The following is a 21879-nucleotide window of genomic DNA, read 5'->3' as shown; positions in this document are numbered from 1 at the left end:
GAGTTGAAAGTGCTGAGTGCTGAGTGCTGAGTAATAAATTGCCTCTTGCCCCCTGCCTTCTACTCCCTGCCCCCTGCCTACTGTTCAGGATCTAATGAATCAGTCACATTCGGTTCTTCTGGAGGTTGCGGAAATAGATTTTTAGCTTTTTTGCGGGGTGGAGTGACAGTTTCACGAGAAGCTTCATGCACAATTGCTGTATTGTTACTAAATTCCGGTGGAGATTGACGATAAAGCAATTCCAATTCATTCCCCGCCTTGCGAAAAATTTTGACTTGGTTCACTAAAAAACTTTGGAATAGGCGATAAAATACCAAGCTAATAATTGCAACGATTAACCCTGCGGCAGTACTAATCAAAGATTCCCCAATCCCAGTAGTTACCCCAGCAGTTGATTCAGTGCCTAAATCGCCAATGCGAATTGAGCGCAAAGAGTGAATCAAACCCAACACTGTACCCAATAGTCCCAACAGTGGGGAAAGTGCAATCACCGCTTCTAAGAGTTTTTCACCACGACGCATCCCAGCTAATTCGTCTTCTGCTGTGGCTTCTAGTGCTAAACGAAAAGTTTCCAAATCTACTTTTAACAAGCGTAAAGGTGCATAGAGAAATCGCCCAATTGGCTGGTCTGTGGCTCGTTTGGCGATATCTGCGGCTATATCCCAATCTTCTTGGGCTGCATCTAGTACACGGTTAACTATTTCCTTTTCTTGATTTAAAATCCGCAACCAAAACCACAAACGCTCTAAAATTACGCTCAGAGCCAGAATTGACAAAACTGCCAAAGGCCACATCGCTGGCCCACCCTTTTGAAACAGTTCTAAAATATCCACTGCTTAACTTTCCTCCCTCCGTACCTAGAGCAATTATCCCAAAGCATTTTAATTCTAAAGGTTAATCTTTTTTCATCACCTCTAGCACCAGAACAACATCGTTGATTCTTTCACAGTTAGCGACGCTTGAACAGAAACGTTATGCCTACTAAATTTTTGGGAATCATTGGTTTTAAGTAAAGTGTTCCCAGAGTAGGATTTGTAGGTCATGAAAGTTGCTCAGATTATTGGCAAATTGGGTATCTGGTGGCAGCAAAAGCTGAGGTTAGGTATCAAGCCTACCTTGTTGTGTTTGTTTGTAATCACTGTTTGCCTTACCTTTGTGAGCAGTGGCTGTAGTCTTGGACAAAACCAATCCCTCAAACCGCTTCGAGTTGGAATTACAAGCTGGGCGGGTTTTGACATTGTACGCTATGCCCAACCCTCTGGAATCTTCAAACAGCGAGGGCTAGAAGTTGAGTTAGTACGATTTGATAACCAGCAAGATTCTAGTCGGGCTGTACTCCGAGGCGGATTAGATGCAGCATTTGTGTCTTTCTGGGATGTGATGCAAGTTGACCCCGGCAACGATAAGCCTATGGTATTAATGACAACCAATATCTCTGCGGGAGCCGACGGAATTGTTGCCCTTCCAGAAATTAAATCCGTTGAAGATTTGCGCGGTAAAAAGGTCGGGGCAAAGCTAGGAACTGTCAACCATTTAATTTTGCTGGAAGCCTTGAAAGCGCATAAAATCAAACCTTCTGAAGTTCAGATTCGAGATTTCTCCAATGATGTAGCAGCCGAGAAAATCAGAACAAGTGAAATTGATGCTGCTGTGCTGTGGGAACCGATGCTAGGAGAAACTGCCAAGAGTATCAAGGGAAATGTGATTCACACGACAAAGCAAGTTGACAGTCTGGTGATTGATATTTTGATGTCCAGTGAAAGTACAGTCAAAATGAAAAAAGCAGAACTCAAGCAATTTATACTTGCATGGTTTGACGTGATGCACGCTGTTGAAACGCAGCCAACAAAAGTGTTTAACACTGTAGGAGAAAAACTAGGGCAAAGTGGTAAGTCTTTTGCCAGTGATTATGCTGGGTTAAAAAAAGGGGATATTACTTTAAACAGACGGATGTTTGCCGCCGATGGTCGTCTCAATTCGGCAAAGGAAGAAATTGTGCAACTGCTGCAAGCAGATCCGCGTCATGGTCGAGTGATTCGGCAAGATGTAGACATTAATACCGGACTTGTCAATGAAGCCATGACAGGATGGAAGTTATGAGCCAGCCATCTAAAAATCATCTATCCCAGCAACTACTGATGGGTTTTGGGATTTCTTTAGCAACGGTTGGCTTAACTACATTGGGATTAAACTACTTCTTGATTCAATCAAAACTGGAGCAGGAACTAGAACAACGCGGCCAATCAATTACCCAAGGGGTCGGGTTTTCCACAGAAGGATTAATCGAACTGGGAAATACGAGCATTATCAAGCGAGTGGTACAAAACTACGCCACACTACCAACGGTTATAGAAGTTGCTATTGTCAGTCCAAATGGACAAACCATAGCAAGGAGTGGAACAGAGCTACAAAACCCACCTTATGCTTCAATTCATCCAGAATTGGCTGATGTCCTAAAACAGTCTTCTGAAACAGGTTTGGAAGGGAGTTTTAGAATCACGATAGACGGTAAGCCAGCATTAGTTGAAATTTTGCCCTTTAGTAGTACACTGTTTGGTCAGGCAAACCGACGCGGGTTAGCGATCGCTATTCTGGATGTCCAAGAACTACAACAGCAAGCTTGGCAAACCCTCTCTACCTCTACCATTATCCTACTCATTGGGATGTCAGCAATTCTAGTACTGATGACAATCATGATTCAGCGATTTGTCTTACATCCACTCCAACGTTTGAATAAAGCCGTTACCGATAGTCACAGTATTGACCATTTTGTGATGCCCAGTGGATTGCCAAATAACGAAATTCAATTTCTTGCCCAGACAATTCAACAGGCAGCTACACGAGTAGAGGCTTATCAGCAACTTGAACAAGAAGTAGCGCAGCGAAAGCAAGCCCAAGCCGCTTTACTGGAGTCAGAAGCACAGCTACGGCAGCAAGCCCAAGATTTGGAGAAAGCCATCCAAGACTTGCAGCAAGCTCAAATGCGAATCATTCAAAGTGAGAAAATGTCTGCTTTAGGCAATTTGGTTGCGGGTGTTGCTCATGAAATTAACAATCCAGTCTGCTTTATTCACGGCAATCTGACTCATGTTAACAGGTACATTCAGGATTTACTACAATTAATCGACCTTTACCAACAACAATATCCTCATTCCGCAGAAATCATCCAGACAACAGTGGAAGCCATCGACCTCGAATTTCTTAAACAAGACTTTCCCAAACTGCTCAGTTCTATGAAAGTAGGAACAGAACGCATTCAGGGAATCGTGCAATCTTTACGCAATTTCTCCCGTCTGGATGAAGCTGAGTTGAAAGCAGTAAATGTGCATGAGGGCATTGAAAGTACGTTGCTGATCCTGCAAAACCGTCTCAAATCACAAACAGGCTCTTCCACAATTGAAGTAATTAAAGATTACGGTCAGTTACCCTTGATTGAGTGTTACCCTGGTCAACTCAATCAGGTGTTCATGAATCTTTTATCAAATGCGATCGATGCGTTAGAAGAGTTAACTTTTAACCAACAAGCTTCCACTCATAACCAATTATTCCAAAAAACCAATCTTACAATTTGGATTGTGACGCAAGTCTTGGCAGACAAAACTGTCTCAATTCACATTAGTGATAACGGTTCAGGGATGGATGAAACAGTACAAGGGAAGTTATTTGATCCCTTCTTTACTACTAAACCTGTCGGGAAAGGCACAGGCTTAGGCTTATCTATTAGTTATCAAATTGTAGTAGGCAATCATAAGGGCAAGCTGTACTGTCATTCTGCATTAGGACAGGGAACTGAATTTGTTATAGAAATTCCCATCCATCAGTCTGGTCGTAATTATCCTGCATCGAATTGATGAGGAATATCATTCCTTGACTTAGCACTCAGTTACGTAACTTAACTATTGCTAGACTGGCTTGCAGGAATTATGTCATAAGTAAAAAAGGCTGTTCAATGCAAATCAACTTATGACTGCTGCTGCACAAAACTTTCCCAACTTGGCTGTTAACTTGGTAAACGGCATTTTGGCAATCAAGCCTTTAGCGAACCTAGCCAAGCACCAAGCCCGGCAAATGATGATTAAACGCGCTGAAAAAAATTGGTGTGCCTTGGACAAAAGAAGTAGAGAAACTACAAGCGCGTGATTGGTCAACAGATTTAGCGCAAATCCAAAATCCGCAGCTTTCCTACCCAGATTATTATGTCACTTCATTTCATGCCTACGAACATGGCAATCTGAGTTGGCAAGCGGCCTTTGAAGTAGAACCTGCTGCCCATGCTGTTCACGCGAAAATTTGGCCTGGTGCTGAGGCTGAAGGCGATCGCCAACTCCGGCAAAGTTATCATAATATTCTCAAACCTTTTCTTCCTCAAGAACCACGCGACATTCTTGATATGGGATGTAGTGTAGGATTAAGTACTTTTGCTTTACAGCAGGTTTATCCCGAAGCGAAAGTGACAGGCTTAGATTTGTCTCCCTACTTCCTGGCTGTTGCTAACTACCGCGCCCAGCAACGTCAAGCTAATATCAACTGGCTTCATGCCGCAGCCGAATCGACAGGGCTACCAGATGCGTCTTTTGATTTGGTTTCGCTGTTTCTGATCTGTCATGAATTACCCCAAGCACCAACGCGCCAAATCTTTGCAGAAGCGCGGCGGTTGTTGCGTCCCAGTGGTCATTTGGCAATTATGGACATGAATCCCAAATCTGAGATTTACAAAAAAAATGCCTCCCTACATTTTGACGTTGCTCAAGAGTACTGAACCATATTTAGATGAGTACTTTTCTTTGGATATCGAGCAAGCTTTGATGGGTGCAGGTTTCCAACGTCCCACAATTACCAGCAATAGCCCCCGCCACCGGACTGTAATTGCTAAGGTGAGTGACTAATTTAGCTGTAATCCTGTGGGCGGCAATTCCCCCACTGTTACTTTTAGGTTATTACTATTACCGTGTCGCCTTTGCTCCGGCTTTACTGCGTTTGCTGTGGTTTTTTCTGGCCGGAGCAATTTCTGGTGGTGCAGCCCTGGGTTTACAATGGTTAGCGGAACTGGGATTTAACTCGATTGTAAATTGGCAACAAATTCAGCGATCGCTTTTTGGTGCAGCCTTACGTCAACTCATAGAAATCGGCCCAATTGAAGAAGGTTGCAAGTTCATCGCCGTTCTTCTCCCCATCATCTATCTGCAACGCAGGTATCGATTCCGCAGCAGTAGCATTTTGCTATTTACGATTGCTGTAGCTTTAGGTTTTACCGCCGAAGAAAACTGGATTTACCTTTACCACGGTACCGCATCAATTCTTGACCGGAGTATTGGTACACCAGTTCATGCAATGTTTTCTGCACCTTGGGGTTATGCTTTAGGAATTTATTTTGCCTCGAATCTTAAATTACATCGCCAACAAAAGTTAATTTTGTCAGCTTTGATCAATTCTGTGATTTGTCATGCACTGGTAAATGTTTTATCTATTGCTTGGCGTTACGCTGCACCAATTAACTTTCTCAGTTATAGTTTATTTCCCTTTTTATTGTGGATGTTTTGGCGATTAGAACAATTATTAAGAAGAGTACAAAGACAATCACCCATCATCTTAATTTCTCGCTCATGGCACAGATGTTTAGTGTTATTTGCACTGATGCTGGGAGGAAATGCTATTTTTGGATTGTTTTTGTTAGCAAGAATTCTTGAGCCTTTACGTTGGAAACAGTTTTTTTATCCAGAAATTTTGCGTTTTATTCTGAGTCGGGTTTCTTGGAATTTATTTTTGGCAATTTTGGCATTGTTGATTTATCTGTATTTACGTCATTCGTGACAGTTGATAGGTGATAGGTTACAGAGTTAGAAATATTTTGTGGTTGTTTACATTTGCAACCAGATACTAAAAAATAATTAACCGCAGATGCACACGGATGCACGCGGATGATGTTGGGTTTTATCGGTGAGAAATTGATTTGATATCACCATCTGTATTATCTATTAATTTACTTACGAAATGAATCAAATCTTCATATCGCCTTGATTTGAATATCAATAATTTTGCCATTGTAATTACAGCTAAATTTATAGATATTAGAAAGACAGAATTTGAAATTGAAGACCATGAAAAAATTATTACCACTATCTATTGCTTTAGCTAGTTTGACTGTTGCTTTATTACCTACTCGTGCTGAAGTTACAGCATCAGCAATCAACAATTAGATAAACATTTTAATTATAATTATACAACTGTGGGTGGTTCAAAACTACCAGTGATTGCTTTCTATGCTATTTATCAGATTCTGATTAAGGAAATATCTAGATATGGTTTTTGTAAGCTTGGTAAATTAGGTAGTCACACAGCTTCTGATAGAACTTCAAGGACTGCGGGAGACATTGAAATATTTGATCAAAATAATCATCTTGTTGAAGCGATAGAAGTAAAACATGGTCAAGAAATAACTTTACAAATTCTTTATCGTGCTAGAGAGAAGATAATTAAATACAATCCCAGCAGATATTATATTTTTGCTGCAAAAGATATTAAGCAATCAGAAGCAGAAGAAATTAGCAAGCTGATTACACAAATTTCATCTGAACATGGTTGTCAGGTAATTTTGAATGGAATTATCCCGACAATCACATACTATTTAAGATTAATCGAGTCTATTAGTGATTTTATTGAGGGATACTCTCAGTTGATAGCGTCGGATAATGAACTACAAAAAATACACAAGGAGAAATGGAATGAAATTTTAGGCGGATTAATGAATGAAGAATAACAGAAATTTAGCTTGTTTACGCGGGATGAAAGTAATCGTAGATTTCCTGCGCTAGTCGTGGGCCGATTCCGGGAACTTCGGCGAGTTGGGCGGGTGTAGCTTGGCGGATATAATCGACTGAGCGAAAATGCCCTAATAGTTGTTTTTGGCGATGATGTCCTAAGCCGGGGATTTCATCTAAACGCGATCGCCTCAGTTTATCACTGCGTTGTTGCCGATGGAAACTCACTGCAAACCGATGGGCTTCATCTCGTAACCTTCTTAGTAATTGGACTCCTGGTTGTTCTGCGTCGGTGGGTAAGGGTTGTGACTCTCCCGGTAAGAAAATCTCTTCGCGCTGTTTTGCCAAACTCACAACCCGCAAGTCTTCTAGTAAGTTCATTTCTTGCAACACAGCAACAACAGATGATAGCTGACCTTTACCGCCATCAATCATAATTAAATCAGGCCAGTCAGGATTGCCTGTGCGTTGTAGTTGAGAATCTTCACTATATTTACGAAACCGTCGTTGAATGACTTCCGCTAAACTGGCAAAGTCATCGGAATGTCCAATTGTGACGGTGGGATTTTTGATTTTGTAATGGCGATAATTTTGCTTGGCGGGTAAACCATCAATAAATACGACTTGAGAAGCAACAGCATTGGAACCTTGGATATGGGAAATGTCGTAACCTTCAATGCGGTGGGGTAACTCTGGTAAGTCGAGAATATCAGCTAAATCTTGCATGGCTTGATTATTGCGATCGCCCAATTTTTGCATTCTTTGTAATTCGTATTGGGCATTACGCTCAACCATCTCAATTAATTCTGCTTTAGTTTGGCGTTGGGGCGCAACAATTGTGACTTTTCTACCCTTTCGCTGAGTTAAGACATCCGCTAATATTTCTGTGTCGGGTAACTCATGTTGTACCAGAATCTCGGCGGGAATTTCCACCGCATCAGCAGTTTGGTAATGTTCTTCTAAAACTCGTTGTAAAATTGCACCTGGTTCAGCTTGAGCATCTGCAACAAACGCCAAGCGTCCAACTAATTGTCCAGCGCGAATTTGAAATAATTGAATGCAGGCGTGTTGTGTATCTGTCGCTAAAGCGATCGCATCCCGCGAAACTGTATCATCTGGTAAGGATACTTTTTGATCTGCCGTCAGAGATTTTAACCCAGAAATTTGATCACGTATCCGCGCCGCCGATTCAAAGTTTAAAGCTGCGGCGGCTGTTTGCATTTGTTCTGTCAAAATATCAATTAATTCCTGAGTTCTACCTTGGAATACCATTGCTACTTTCTGCACAGTTTTGCGATATTCGGACGGGGAAATTAACTGTTGACAGACACCAGGACAACGCCCCATATCATAATTTAAACAGGGACGGTCTTTAAATAAAGGTTGGGGTCGCTGTCTAAGTGCAAAGATGCGCTTACTAATGCGGAGGATTTCTCTTAATAAACCTGTATCTGTGTAAGGGCCGTAGAATTTATCTTTTTCTTTACCTAGCTGGCGTTTGCGTGTGATGAAGATGCGGGGATAATCTTCTGACCAAGTGATGCAAACGTAAGGATATTTTTTATCATCTTTGAGCAGCACATTAAAGTATGGTTGGTGCTGCTTGATTAAATTGGCTTCCAACGCCAAAGCTTCGGCTTCGGTGTCGGTGACAATAAATTCAATTTCTGTTACTTGTCTCGCCATTGTGGCGATGCGTTCGCTTTTGCTGTAGCCTTCACGAAAATAAGAACGCACACGCGATCGCAATTTCCGCGACTTACCTATATATATAATGCGATCGCTGCTATCCCGCATAAAATAAACACCAGGTTCCGGCGGGATTTCAGCTAGCCGATTTTCTAGACGCTCTGGATCTTTAACCAGTGGTAGTATTTGAGCAGATGTTGTCACAATTAAATTTTTGGTAATCTGACGCTTTTACCTACCTCTATTTTAAAAAATAAATTGGGCGTTGCGGAATTTGAAGATAAAAGAGAACAGGGGACGTGTCAGGGTATAAGAGTGTATTTATCCAAACACCCTGACACCCTATACCCTTACACCCTTTTACCCAGTTTTCAAAGACAAACTGTGTACGTAAGTTTTATATATTAATTAACTAGCGATCGCTACTGACTTTTTGCGAGAGGGACGTTTACGGTCTGATTTTTTCTTAAATCCTACGGCTTGCGCTTGATCGCTATCTGAACCATATTGTCCCCGCACAACTTCTTTCATAGCTAACACAGCATTGTGAAATTCCCACTCGGCTAATCTCGCCGCATCAGTAGCCGCACGGTATAAAGTGAGTTTTTCATTTTCTACTTGTTGCAGCATTAACATTTTTTTGATAAGCTGTTTGCAAAGCATCTTCTGTGGCATCACCACGGGTTGTTGTATAGTTGCTAATCGTTTGCAAACCGTGTAAAGAAGTGGTGTCTTGAATAATTGTCTGGCGAGATAAACGACGTGTAGTATCTTGGGTAGGCATGAATGTTTCCGTATAAGGATACATATTTAACGTACCCATTGCAACTAAAAAATCTATCAGTAATATAAAGAAGAATTCAGAAGCCAGAATTCAGGAGTCAGAATCAATGAGTCGAGGAAAAATACCTACTACTCCTTGAAAACCACCAAATTAAAAATTTAGTGGAGGTTTTAAACTCACCTATTTATCCAGCATTCGCACTCAGGTAAATTCTGAATTCTGTTTTAATAATATTTAATGTAAGCGTGCAGTTTGATTGCAGACTGATACATTGTGAATGTGAGTCGTGACATTCACAATGTGAACCATCGCATTCATAATGTAAGTCATCACATTCATGATGTGAGCGATCGCATTCATTATGTGAAGCATCACATTGTAAATGTAAGTCATTCTATTTACATAACAATGATATTTATTTAACTTAAAAGCCAAGATTCTAAATTCAGCATTTCTATTTGCTGAATCCGGCGAAAATCATTGTCTGTCGAAACTAAAGTAAGATTATAGTAAATTGCAGTAGCTGCAATCCAGAGGTCATTATCTCCAAAACCAAGGGATTGTAAGTTAAAATTTCTTCGTTGGGCTTTTTCTTTAGGCCCAAAAGTATTTACCAACTTGCCTTTAAGATTGCCATAAACCTCAAAAATTGATAAGTTAATCGGATAAATATCAATTGTGTCTAAAAACCTTCTGACTTGCTGAAGATTAGCAATACTTTGATCAGATTTAGCCGCCATGTAAAGAAGTTCTCCACATACTACAACACTAGTAGCAATACCCGCTTCGCTATGAGCTTGTAGTTGTTGAATTAAGTTAGAATCACCAAAGATAATGCGACTACAATGGTTAGTATCAAGTAAATACATTAAAATTCTGTCTGGGAACGAGTATCATAAACAAGTTGCAAGCATTCTTCAAAGTCGTCTCCTTGCCATGTTTTAGCAAACTTTAGCAAATCTTTAGCTTTAGAACCACGCAAAATTGGCTCTCCCTCTTTTTTTAAAGCTTCTAAAGACGGGTTTTGAGATTTCTGTTCTTTGGCTTTAAGATACTCAAGATAATTAAGGGTTTGCTCTAGAATTGATTCAGGGGCTGTTTCAATTGCCGCTAAGAGTTGTGCTTTGATAGAAGTCATAGTTTGCTAAATTATCAGATAGTATAAACTATTATTTTAACTTTACCACACTATATAAAAACAAATTTTTATAACTTAATTTCTTCCGTAAAAATAGTTGATAACTGCAATTCTGATTGGCAAAGATTGAGATAAATTCGCGCGACTTGATCTAAGGGATTTTGTTGTAAGCAATCTTGAAAATGTTGGGCGGCTAAGTTAAATTGTTGGGCTTGGTAAAATTTGAGGGCGGTGTTAAATAATTCTGTGGTTGCTAATTTACCTTGGCGAATTTCAGGAACATCGGCGGTAAATACTTCATGAACGGTGACGGCTGTAATTTTACCTTTGACTTTTACTTGTCCAACTATGCGAATATAAGAGCGATCGCAATTTTTTAGCCGTTGAAATGTTTGGTCTGTAATTAATAATGGTGTGTTAAATGTTTTAGTTAAGCCTTCTATTCTGGAGGCTAAATTTACCGCATCACTAATTACTGTGCCATCCATGCGATTAAAGCCGCCGACTGTGCCTAAAATCAGCGAACCAGTGTTAATGCCAATCCCAATTTGAATGGGGGTTTTACCTTGGCTTTGCCGTTCTTGATTGTAAGTTACTAAAGCTTGTAACATTGCAATGCCGGCTTGCACTGCATCATCAGCATTGCCAGCAAATAAAGCCATAATCGCATCGCCAATATATTTATCAATAAAACCGTTATGTTGAATAATGATTGGTTCCATACAACTCAAATATGAGTTGATAAATTGAAAGTTTTCGGCGGGGGTTAAAGTTTCTGATAAAGTGGTGAACGAGCGAATATCAGTAAATAAAACTGACATTTCCTGTTGGACTTGATCACCCAACTGCACATCAACAATACTTTGTTTGTTGAGAAACTGAAGAAACTGGCGGGGAACAAAGCGTTCGTAGGCTTGGTTTAAAGCTGCTAAATCGGTGTATAATCGGGCGTTTTCCAGAGAAATTGCCGCTTGAGTCGAAAGTAAGTTAAGTAACTCTAAACGATCAGGAGTGAATGCGCCTGTGGTTAAGTTATTTTCTAAATAGATGATACCAGTGAGTTTGCCTTGGTTAATTAAGGGCGCACATAAAAGCGATCGCGGTTGAAATTGGCGAATGTAAGGATCACGGATAAATTCACCTTTGCGCGTGGCATCATTCAACACTACACTTGTTTTAGTGCGGATGACATAATTGACAATTGCCACGGAAAGTATTGAACTATGTTCTATCGGTAATGATTCTAAGACTTGAATGTTATTTTGTTCAACTGTACCTTGGGCTTCAATTAAAAACTTACCTTTGGTTTCTAATAACAAAAATCCCCGTTGCGCCCCCGCATTTTCCATTAAAATTTGCATTAAATTAGCCAGCAGTTTATCTAGCTGAATTTCGCCTGATAAAGCTTGAGAAGCTTTCATCACTGTTACCAAATCCAGGGAAGCAGAACCACTGGTACTTGTAACGCTGCTGGCGTTAGTATTTTTGGTGGAAAGATGCGGGGTAGTAATTCTTTCTAACTTGCGGTTTAACAGTTGGGGATATTGATTTTCCAGATATTTGACTTTAGCTGTTGCGCCCCATTGCAAATAAAGATAGGCAGCATCCTGCATATATCCTTGGGCAACTTTCTGTTTATTTTGGGCGAGATAAAACTTGGCTGCGAGTTCATTGGCTAACGCAGCTTCGTTAGGATAGTTGTTTTCTTGGGCTAAATTAATGGCACGATCATAACAAGCGATCGCTTCTGCTGTTTCATTATGAACTCGATGCCATTCTGCTTCGACTAAAGCTAATTTATGGCTGTAGTTACTCGGTGCAGATTGCGCCCAAGTTTTAAGTTTTTTGATATTAGCTGTAACTTGTTTGAGTAATGCTTGTCGTTCTGTTAAATTGCTAGTTGCTGCTAAAGCTAACCGCATCAAAGCATCATAAAAACAAAACCAACCAATGATAAATAACGCTACTACAGCATCTAAATAAGGAATTGCTGATTCGGCATTTTGCCAAGCCGTTTGGTAATCTTCAAACCAATAATTTAATGTCAGTAAATGAGTGTAGACAGTAAAAGTGGCTGTGCGATAATTTGTCTCAATATGTAAGTGTAAGCTGGCTGTGATATCGTAAAATTCCCCTACCAACTCACAGGGATTGGTATTTTTACCCTGCAAATTAGCGATCGCCTGTCGATAAATTTTAATTAAATCTAAAACTGGCTTTTTCTTAAACTTCTGAATTACTTCTAAATAATTAGCTAAACTTTGATCTACTTCTTTTAAATCTTGTCCACAAAAATAACTATGACTGGTACTAACATTTGCTGCAAAAGCCGCATACTCAGTATCACCTGTGTCTCGACCTACTTGAAAAGCAATTTGCAATGCAGGTAAGGTATTAGCAAGTGGTTCTCGCCAGTGACGCACAAAACTATTCACCACAAACAATACTCTAGTTTGCATATTTTTGGCGTTCAAGCGTTCTATTAATTTTAATGCCAACTCACCAAACTCATATCCTCCCGTTAAATCTCCGACAACACCACACAAAATCAAGCCGTAAGTGGCATAAGCAAAAGCTGATTCTGGCGCATTTCCATGTATGGCGGAAAGTTCCACCTGTTTAAACACTGTTAAAGGAAATAAGTTTGGCGCTGCCAAATAAGTTGAAGAAGCAATACTAGATAAAATATGAATTGCAGCTAACTTAGTGGGATTAGTGAGTTGGGGTAAATCAGCTAAATTTTGTACTTGTCTGCCAGCTAAAGCAAGTTTCGTTTTTAATAGTCCCAACAAAATTTGCAATTGTCCAGGGTTAGCCGCTAAAGGAATCCCTAAAAGTTTGAGAACTTGCAAGCCTAATTTTACGGCTGTTAATAATTCATCTCTGGCGACGAGAGATTGAATTTTGATGGCATAAACTTGGACTTGATCAATTGTGGTTTGGGTGTGACGTAATACCACTTCAATTAATTCGTCCATATATTCAAACGCCCCAGCCAAATAAGCAGCTTCAACAGTAGCTTCGTGCAGAGATAAAGTCAAAGAATATTGCTGTTGCCAACTTGTTGCTGTTAAACAATTAATTCCTGTTTTGAGGTACTGTAAAGCAGGTTCGTAGGCGGCGGAAGCTTTTGCTTTGTTTCCGGCTGTTAAATTTAATTGGGCTAATTGCTGTCGCTGTTGTGCATCTGTAATTAATTCCCAACCGAAATTTAATTGGTTAACAATATCAAAAATCTTTTCTTCTTGTTCTGTGATGGTGATATTTTGCAATAACAATTGCCCAATTTGCAGATGAACTGCTTGTTTTTCTTTGGGAGGAATGAGTGAATAGGCTGCTTGTTGGACGCGATCGTGTAAGAATTTGTAGACAATATCTAAATTTGTTAAGTTAGCGGCAACTTCGCGATCGCCTACTTGTAATAATTGATAGTCGTTACCTTGGGGAAAAATCAGCCCCATTTCTACAGCTTCCCATAACTCGGCGGCTGTTGCTGGCAGAGATTTTTCTTGGACAATGGCTAAAGTTTTTAAATCAAATTGATTACCAATACAAGATGCTAACTGTAAAACTTGTTGAGAACCAATTGGCAGTTTTTGAATTTTACCTGCCATTAATTCCACAACGTTATCGGTAATTTGCGCCGCTTGAATTTGGCTAAGTTGCCAATTCCATTCCCGGCACTGCACATCAAATTGCAGCAATCCTTCTGTATACAGCGACTTGAGAAACTCATTCATAAAGAAAGGATTGCCGTTGGTTTTTTGCTGTAATAATTGTGCTAAGGGAGTTAATTTATCCCAATCATGACTATTAAAGGTATCACTCAGCAGTGCATGAATTTGCGGCAATTCTAACGGTGTTAAGGCAATTTCATGAATTGTGACTCCGGCCGCTGTTAAAGTAGCGATCGCACTCCGCAAAGGATGAGTTGCATCTACTTCATGATCTCGATACGCCCCAATCAGCAATAAGTAGCGGCTATCTAACTGACTCGTCAATAATTCAATCAACTGTAAAGATGCAACATCCGCCCACTGCAAATCATCCAAAAAAATTACTAAAGGATGTTCTTTTTGCGTAAAAACAGTAATAAAGTTTTGAAATACTAAATTAAAACGGTTTTCTGCTTCTTGGGGCAGCAATTCCACCACAGGCGGCTGCTTACCAATAATCAGTTCAACTTCCGAAATCACATCAATAATGACTTGACCATTGTCACCCAAAGCATTTAATAATTTTTCTCGCCAAATATTGATTTCTGCTTCTGTTGCTGTTAATAATTGGCGAATTAAAGCTGTGAAGGCTTGAATTAATGAACTATAAGGAATATTGCGTTGAAATTGGTCAAACTTTCCTGAAATGAAATATCCCCGTTTTTGCGTAATTGGTTTGTAAATTTCCTGCACTAAAGCTGATTTACCTATTCCAGAGTAACCGGCAATCAACATAACTTCGCTTTGTCCATGACTAGCCCGATCAAAAGCCATCAATAAGTCTGTAACTTCTTGTTCCCGACCGTAAAGTTTTTGGGAAATTTGAAATCTATCAGAAATATCTTTTTGTCCTAGTTCAAAGGGCGGAATTTCCCCTGTTGTTGTCAACAAATCTAGGCATTGTTGTAAATCTGCCTGCAAACCAAAGGCGCTTTGATATCGTTCTTCCGCAGTCTTTTCGAGTAATTTCATCACTAATTGAGAAATGACTACAGGAATTGTCGAATTGATTTTATGCGGCGGAATTGGTTGTTTGGCAATATGACTGTGGACGAGTTCTACAGGGTCTTCGCTAATAAATGGTAATTGTTGCGTCAGGAGTTCGTAAAACGTCACCCCTAAAGAATAAAAGTCACTGCGATAATCAATCGCCCGATTCATTCTTCCTGTTTGTTCTGGCGAAATATAAGCCAGGGTTCCTTCTAAAATATTCAGGTTGAGTACAGTCGGATTTTCTTTTGACAACAGCGTTGCAATCCCAAAATCAATAATTTTGGTTTGATGCGTTTCGGGATTGAGGAGAATATTGCCAGGATTAATATCTTTATGAATAATTTGTTGCTGGTGAATAGCACCTAAAGCTGCTGCTACTTGAATTGCAATGTGCAGAAAATTTTCTAGCGCCAGGGGATTTTGAGTTAGCCAACTCCGCAGAGGTTGTCCCCCAAAATCTTCTAAAACTAAGACTAAGGTATTTTGATATTTTTCAACGCTGTAAGCTTGGATAATTCCCGGAACTTGAAAGCGGCGTGTCAGTTCGTATTCGAGTTTAAACCGAGCGATCGCTTCTGGGGTAGGATATTCCTCCCGCAATAATTTCAACACGACTGGTTGGCGATCGGACTCTCGGTATCCCTGATATACCTGAGAACGAGGGCTGTCATACAGTTCTCTTAAAATTTTGTACCCTTCCAGTGCGATCATATATTGCTCAAGCATTAGAGCTATGTTTCTCAGCCTCACCAGTATAGTTTGCACCCTTTTAAAAGTGGTAAGATTACGTAATAGTTTTTTGTTAACAATTTAAAAAGCTCAGTGTAGCGATCGCACTGAGCTAAGATAACAATTTTTGAGTTTTGGGTAATTACCCGAAGTTAAGCTTAACTTTCAGTATTCATTGATTATTGTTCCCGCCGCTTTCATTGCCGTAAACTGGACGACAGATGTAGGTAGGATAGTTATACCCGCCTGATTGATCTGTTGATTGACCGCCGTATGAAGGTTGTCCACCGTATGTTGGTTGACCATCTGACGTTGTTCCAGTACTTTGTCCACCAGATAAAAGCTGCTGTTCTCCTGTTGATAAGTCAACAACTAAATTAGATGTGATGAATTTATTTGACATATTTTTTTACCTCGCTTAAGTTTATAGGTATATAAAACCTATGTCTTTAATATTAGTTGTTTAGTTTTTTGATAAATTATTCTTTAGTCGTAGTTTTTTGTCTGCAAACTCATTCTTTAGGATTAAAAATATTTGGAAAACCAATCAATACCAATACTATGAATAACAATATCCCCGAATTATTTAATAATTTGGGAATATGAGTTTGTTGAGAATTTTTAAGGGCGGTTTGATGACAAAATCAATAATTAACGCGATTTTTATTTGTCGGAGTTAAGTGTAAGATAAGTGAATTACAAATTACAAATTAGTCAATTACCTTAAAAAGATAAAAACTTTAAATGTTCTCCTTTTTGAGAAAGAAATGTTTCAAGTGTGCCTTGTAACTGCACTTGACCTTTATCTAACATCACAATCCAGTCAGCACGATGTACAACACTAGGACGATGAGTAATCAAGATTGTGGTTTTACCTTTGCGGGATGCTAACAACTGATCTAACACTTGTGCTTCACTTACAGGGTCAAGTCCGGCTGTAGCTTCGTCTAAGATTAATATAGGTGGATTGGTGAGAATCCCTCTAGCGATCGCTAATCTTTGTCGTTGTCCCCCGGAAAGATTAGCACCAAATTCTCCTAAAACAGTTTGATAATTATTCGGTAATTGACTAATAAAACTATCTGCATCCGCAATCTGGCAAGCTTTGACAATTTCCTCAAAAGTAATATGGGGAGTCCCTAAGCGAAAATTATCCACAATTGAACGACTCCAAAAATGTGGTTCTTGCGGTACATAAACCACTTGTTGGCGTAAGCAATCCAGCGCGATATCTTGAATGTTATAAAAACCAATGCGGATATTTCCCGAATTTAACTCATACAACCCAGCAATGAGTTTTGCTAAAGAACTTTTTCCACAACCAGATTTGCCAATCAAAGCAATCACATTACCACCAGGAAGCTTCAAAGAAAATTCTTCTAATAAATCAACCCTCCCCGCATGATGAAAAGTGACTTGAGAAAAGCGAATATCCGCATCAGCCGGGATTTGCACCGTTGGTTTTTGACTCCCGCCAATTACTTCTGGTGTCGCTTCAATTACTTCTAAAAGCCGCGAGACGGCAGTTTGCGATCGAAAATACTCATCACCAAACCCAACTAAAGAGTTAATTAAATTCAAAACATTGACTTGTAAAACATTAAAAGCCAGTATTTGACCAATACTTAACTGTCCTTGAATAACTAAAATACTACCCAATCCTAATAAAACTACACCACCAATAGTAGAAATTAGTCTCGCAACAGTCCCGTTAATAATCCCAATTTGAATAGTGCTAAAAGTTAAATGTGCCAACCGACCAAAACGGCTTTGAAATTCATCCCAAAACTGAGGAGCCGCATTCGTCGTTTTAATTACCTGTGCGCCTTTAAATGTTTCTACCAACACCCCTTGATTTTCTGCACCCAAAACCAACAAACTGCGGGTTTTTTGTTGGAGGATTGGCAAAAAAGGTAAAGTAGATGCAGTCATTAATAAGGCAACTAAGACAACTGCCAGTGTGAGAGTCCAACTATAAAACAGCATAATGCTGAAAGAAATTACCGCAATGAAAAACTGACTGGGTAATAAAATTACTATTTGCGATACTAACTGATTGATTTCATCAATATCGCGCAATCTACTAGAAATTTCCCCACTGCGGCGCGATTCATAATAACTCAACGGTAACTGAAGAATTTTGCGGGCAAACTCCATTACCAGCCCTAATTGCAATCGTTGACCAAAATGGGCAATCATCATTGACTGTACAGCTTGCAAACTACTACTAAATAAGCTAGTAATCACAACGGCTGAGACAACAACAACTAGTAATTGAGTATCTCCTCGTACCAAAACATCATCTGTTAACAGTTGCAGCAAAACTGGACTACCAAGCGCCAATACACCTAAAACAATATTGATGAGTAATACCTGACTTAATAAATTTCGATAAGGCAATACACGCTGAAAAAAGCTTCCTAGACCCTGCTTTGGTTCTTCTTGAAACTGCACAAAAAACCGAGTCAAATCTGGCTCTAGTAAGAGCATGACTCCATTCCATGCAATAGCTAACTCTTCGCGGCTAATATAACGTAAGCCTGTAGCCGGATCACCAACAATATACTTTTTCCCTCGCTTACCGTACAGCACAACCCAGTGATAACCATGCCAATGGATAATGGCGGGTAAATGGATTTCTGTAATTCTATCCATGATTGCTGGTGCGGCTTTGACGGCTCTAGTATTAAATCCCAACGTCTCAGAACCGCGTTTTAATCCGAGTAAAGTTGTGCCTAACTGTCCAGTTCCTACGGCTTCTCGGCTTTTGCTCATACTCAAGAAGCGTCCGTAATGTTTGCAAATTGAAACTAGACAAGCTGCTCCACAATCTTCTTCACTAGATTGTAAAACACACTGGTATTTTTTTTGGTGTTTAAATTTAAATAAACCAAACATGATAAGTAGGTGGATGAGACAATTTATCGTTAAGGTAAGGCAGGAGGCAGAAGGCAGGAGGCAGGAGGGAAGAGGTTTGTAAGCTCATTAACTTTTCTTGACATAGTTGGATTTATTTGTGCCTATCTATTTAATTCGTAATTTGTAATTGGTAATTCTTAATGCAGAAAAATGTATTTTTTGATTCTGAATTCTGAATTCAGACTCCTGAATTCTTTTAAATATCTGCAATTAATCTGGCTTTTCGCAGAATAAACTGCATAACTGTTTCTTGGCGAGAAATAATATCGGCGCGTCCTTCCATTCCTGGTTTAAGATGACATTGGCGATCGCCCCTACCAACAGATAAAGTTTGCGGTACAATCGTCACTTCATAAGCAGGCGGTGGTTGCACAGTTGGTAATGCAGCGTTTTTCTCAACAGTTAAAGCGTCGGGTGCAACTGTGGTTACAGTACCCTTGAGTGTGCCGTAATCTGGATAAGGACAAGCAGAAACCTGCATCTGCACTTGTTGATTTGCTTTTACCTTATCGATATCTTGTGCGGGTACTCTGGCTTTGATTTGTAATGTTGCATCTAAAGGTGCAATCTGGGCGATCGCTTCGCTGGGTTGGACAACTTGTCCAGGGTTGCGTAAATTAAATTGCAACAAAATTCCATCACTCGGTGCGCGAATCACCGTTTTACTTAAATCATTTTCGGTTTGTTGCAGTTCTTTTTGCGTGGTGTCTAGTTGCTTTTGAAATTCTAGGCGCTGCTGAAGTAAAGTTTCTCTTTCTTTTTTCAACGCCGCTAAATCTGCTTGTTTCTTCGCCTGTTCTTGTTGAATGCGTGCAAGTGCGACAGCTACAGGTGAATTACTGGGATTGATAGCAGTTTGCGCCTTGATTAAGTTTGTTTGGGCAATTGTGAGGGCTTGGGCTTTTTCTTCTAAACTATTTTTAGCATTGGCTTTCGCTTGTTCTAACTTCGTTTCGGCTGCTTTGACTGCCAATTGTTTTTCTTCTAGGCTATTTTTCGCGTTTTCTTGAGCTTGTGCGAGTTTCGCTTTTGCCGAAATCACTGCTTGTTCTTTTTCTTCCAAAAGATTTTTCGTGTTGGCTTTAGCTTCTGCTAACCTAGCTTCCGCAGATTTAACTGCTTGAACTTTTTCCTCAAATAAATTGAGTGAAACGGCTCCTAATGCGACTATTGGCTGTAGGCGATCGCGTTGTAACTTCGCCATTTGCAAGGCGGCTTCGGCTTCTTGGACAGTAACTGTTAAAAGTCGATCACGCTGCAATCTATCTTTTTGTTTTTGGGCAATTTGCAAGGCGGTTGCTGCTTCCTGCACAGTTGATTGGAATAATTTTTCGCGCTGCAAGCGATCGCGTTGTACTCTTGCTAATGTCAAGGCGGCTTCGGTTTCCTGCAAAGTCGTAGTTAGCAGTTTTTCGCGCCGTAATCTGTCTTTTTGTAACTTTGCGATCATTAACGTTGATTCTGCTTGCGTCATTTCCGCGAAAGCTTTAATTCGCTGGTCTTGATAGTTGCGTTCAGTCCCACTTAAATCTGCTTGCGCCGCTAAAATTGTCTGGTTCATTAATTCAGTTTGCGCCGCCAGCTGCATATTAATTTCACTCAGTTGTGCATCAATTTGACCCAGTTGCAATTTACTTTTTTGAATTGTATTTTGTAACTGACTTTTTTGATTCTGAAGCCGTCCATCATCCAGGTAAGCGATCGCTTGGCCTTGTTTGATGATTTGATTATCTTTCGCTTCAATTTTCTGCACAGTTCCAGTAATCGCCGACTCCACAACTTTGAGTTCCCCTAAAGGTCGAATTGTTGCCGGAACTTTAACTGTGACATTGTACTTAAGAATCGAAGATAAAGTTACTGCCATCAGAAAAATACTAATCATTACACTCCCAGCAACACCAATCCATTTGCCAATGCTGGGAAGAAACTCATTGACATCAAATACAGGGAGTTGTTCTGGATTCAGGTCATTAAAACTACTATCAGCATAGTTTTCCTGAGCGCGTAAGAAATTCACTGTACTGCACCTTATTTGAGAAATTTATATGTAGAATTATCAAAATTTAGACAAAATAACTGGGATTTTGCCTAACAAATATAGCGAAATTCCAAGCAAATTTTAGGTTTTGCCTCTGGGGCGATCGCTTTGAGCTATTATTTCATAAATTACCTTTCTCAAAGGCAGAGAACATCATCCCCAATAATCTTTTATAATTAGTTATGGGGGACGAGAAAAGTGTGTGACAAGCAAGCACAAGCTTAACTTTTCTCATATCTCTAACGTTGGCAACGCAGAGAGAAAACAGAGGAGAATGCTCAGACTCCCTCAAAGACCTCACTTACGTTGAGCGAGTAATAACTATCTCCTCTCCCCTCTTCTTAACTTGGTCGAAATAATTGAATAAACTGCATTTAAAGGTAAGATAGTTGATTGTTCTTGCTGTTAGCCAAGAATAGGGAGCAATAGCAAGCTCTACATAATATAATGACTTGATGTGACATACTTTTTAGCCTCACTTCCACAATCCAGCAGCCAAGAATTTCCACAATTCATGTATATGTGCAATCTTTTCTTTGACCAGCCGAAAAAATTACATAAATGCTTCTACCATGATTAATGTTGACTTCCAAAGAAACAACCAAGCACACAGCTATTAAATTGCCCATAACTACAGCGTCGCTTCAAACGGCTGTGCCATACTCAACGTTTAAGCAAGTTAGATTCTGCAATACTGTGTGAATTATTCAAAAAATTGCAAATCAATAGAAGTCGATGATTTTATCATTTCTACATCCTACTTCCAGCCAATGTTGCTGTTGGCAAAACGACTCCCAGCCAACTTAAATTCTATAACACTAGCAACTAATTTCTGTTGTTGATCTGATAACTCAATCAACAACTTTGATACAAATATTGAATGTGACATGATTGTTAGCCTCACTTAAGTTCGGTGGTTTGACCACCTAAGTACCCAACTATAAGCACTGTTTGTCAGGAAATCATAAATCTATAGATAGAAATCACAACTTTAGTTTTACTACTAGCAGCAGATATAAAAAAATCTTTTATGTGTTCCAGATATCCTAGTATTCTACGAGTAAAAATAGTAAATATTGCTGAAAAATTATAGTTTCTTCCCTAAAAAGACAAGA

Annotated in this window: 14 protein-coding genes and 2 pseudogenes; 5 read left to right on the top strand and 11 right to left on the bottom strand. The window is 39.7% G+C overall.

The window, feature by feature from the left end; translation table 11 throughout:
* Window positions 1-77 precede the first annotated feature (77 nt).
* Complete coding sequence (locus tag ACX27_RS20660; protein WP_062295232.1) at window positions 78-833, bottom strand: MotA/TolQ/ExbB proton channel family protein; 756 nt, start codon at window positions 831-833, stop codon at window positions 78-80.
* A gap of 208 nt (window positions 834-1041) precedes the next feature.
* On the opposite strand from ACX27_RS20660, the gene ACX27_RS20655 reads away from it, so the two are divergent.
* The 5 genes and pseudogenes from ACX27_RS20655 (at window position 1042) to ACX27_RS20635 (ending at window position 6757) form a co-directional block, all read left to right on the top strand.
* Window positions 1042-2100, top strand: coding sequence for an ABC transporter substrate-binding protein (locus ACX27_RS20655; protein WP_062295231.1), 1059 nt, complete (start codon window positions 1042-1044; stop codon window positions 2098-2100).
* A complete protein-coding gene (locus tag ACX27_RS20650) occupies window positions 2097-3851 on the top strand; it encodes a sensor histidine kinase (RefSeq protein WP_062298464.1) in 1755 nt (584 codons plus the stop codon). Before ACX27_RS20655 ends, ACX27_RS20650 begins: the two co-directional genes overlap by 4 nt.
* A 112-nt stretch (window positions 3852-3963) precedes the next feature.
* Window positions 3964-4886, top strand: a pseudogene (locus ACX27_RS20645) (class I SAM-dependent methyltransferase).
* On the top strand, window positions 4879-5811 hold the full coding sequence (locus tag ACX27_RS20640) for a PrsW family glutamic-type intramembrane protease (RefSeq protein ID WP_062295230.1): 933 nt from the start codon (window positions 4879-4881) through the stop codon (window positions 5809-5811). Before ACX27_RS20645 ends, ACX27_RS20640 begins: the two are co-directional and overlap by 8 nt.
* A 415-nt stretch (window positions 5812-6226) precedes the next feature.
* Entirely contained in the window at window positions 6227-6757 is a 531-nt protein-coding gene (locus ACX27_RS20635) for a hypothetical protein (protein WP_062295229.1), read from the top strand.
* A 16-nt stretch (window positions 6758-6773) separates the two neighbouring features.
* On the opposite strand, the gene uvrC is transcribed toward ACX27_RS20635, so the two are convergent.
* The 10 genes and pseudogenes from uvrC to ACX27_RS34945 all read right to left on the bottom strand — a co-directional run bounded on the left by uvrC (window position 6774) and on the right by ACX27_RS34945 (window position 21653).
* Window positions 6774-8651, bottom strand: a complete 1878-nt coding sequence (uvrC, locus tag ACX27_RS20630; protein WP_062295228.1) for an excinuclease ABC subunit UvrC — start codon at window positions 8649-8651, stop codon at window positions 6774-6776.
* A 204-nt stretch (window positions 8652-8855) separates the two neighbouring features.
* Window positions 8856-9231 (bottom strand): annotated as a pseudogene (locus ACX27_RS20625) (hypothetical protein).
* 234 nt (window positions 9232-9465) lie between these two features.
* Window positions 9466-9603, bottom strand: coding sequence for a hypothetical protein (locus tag ACX27_RS32525; RefSeq protein ID WP_158507408.1), 138 nt, complete (start codon window positions 9601-9603; stop codon window positions 9466-9468).
* A 47-nt stretch (window positions 9604-9650) separates the two neighbouring features.
* On the bottom strand, window positions 9651-10100 hold the full coding sequence (locus ACX27_RS20620) for a type II toxin-antitoxin system VapC family toxin (protein WP_062295227.1): 450 nt from the start codon (window positions 10098-10100) through the stop codon (window positions 9651-9653).
* Complete coding sequence (locus tag ACX27_RS20615) at window positions 10100-10369, bottom strand: hypothetical protein (protein ID WP_062295226.1); 270 nt, start codon at window positions 10367-10369, stop codon at window positions 10100-10102. Before ACX27_RS20615 ends, ACX27_RS20620 begins: the two co-directional genes overlap by 1 nt.
* Before the next feature lie 68 nt (window positions 10370-10437).
* A complete protein-coding gene (locus ACX27_RS20610) occupies window positions 10438-15804 on the bottom strand; it encodes an AAA family ATPase (protein WP_235526290.1) in 5367 nt (1788 codons plus the stop codon).
* Window positions 15805-15979: 175 nt separating this feature from the next.
* On the bottom strand, window positions 15980-16210 hold the full coding sequence (locus ACX27_RS20605) for a hypothetical protein (protein ID WP_062295225.1): 231 nt from the start codon (window positions 16208-16210) through the stop codon (window positions 15980-15982).
* Between the two features lie 320 nt (window positions 16211-16530).
* Window positions 16531-18705 (bottom strand): peptidase domain-containing ABC transporter, encoded by a 2175-nt coding sequence (locus ACX27_RS20600; RefSeq protein WP_062295224.1) that lies wholly within the window; start codon window positions 18703-18705, stop codon window positions 16531-16533.
* Window positions 18706-18922: 217 nt separating this feature from the next.
* Window positions 18923-20743, bottom strand: coding sequence for a beta-barrel domain-containing protein (locus tag ACX27_RS20595; protein ID WP_062295223.1), 1821 nt, complete (start codon window positions 20741-20743; stop codon window positions 18923-18925).
* A gap of 778 nt (window positions 20744-21521) precedes the next feature.
* Entirely contained in the window at window positions 21522-21653 is a 132-nt protein-coding gene (locus ACX27_RS34945) for a hypothetical protein (protein WP_256364349.1), read from the bottom strand.
* Window positions 21654-21879: the final 226 nt, after the last annotated feature.

Origin of the sequence: Nostoc piscinale CENA21 (assembly GCF_001298445.1) — a bacterium.
GTDB classification, from domain to species: Bacteria; Cyanobacteriota; Cyanobacteriia; order Cyanobacteriales; family Nostocaceae; genus Nostoc_B; species Nostoc_B piscinale_A.
The sequence above is the reverse complement of the archived record's forward strand: the minus strand, read 5'-3'. Positions and strand labels throughout refer to the sequence as shown.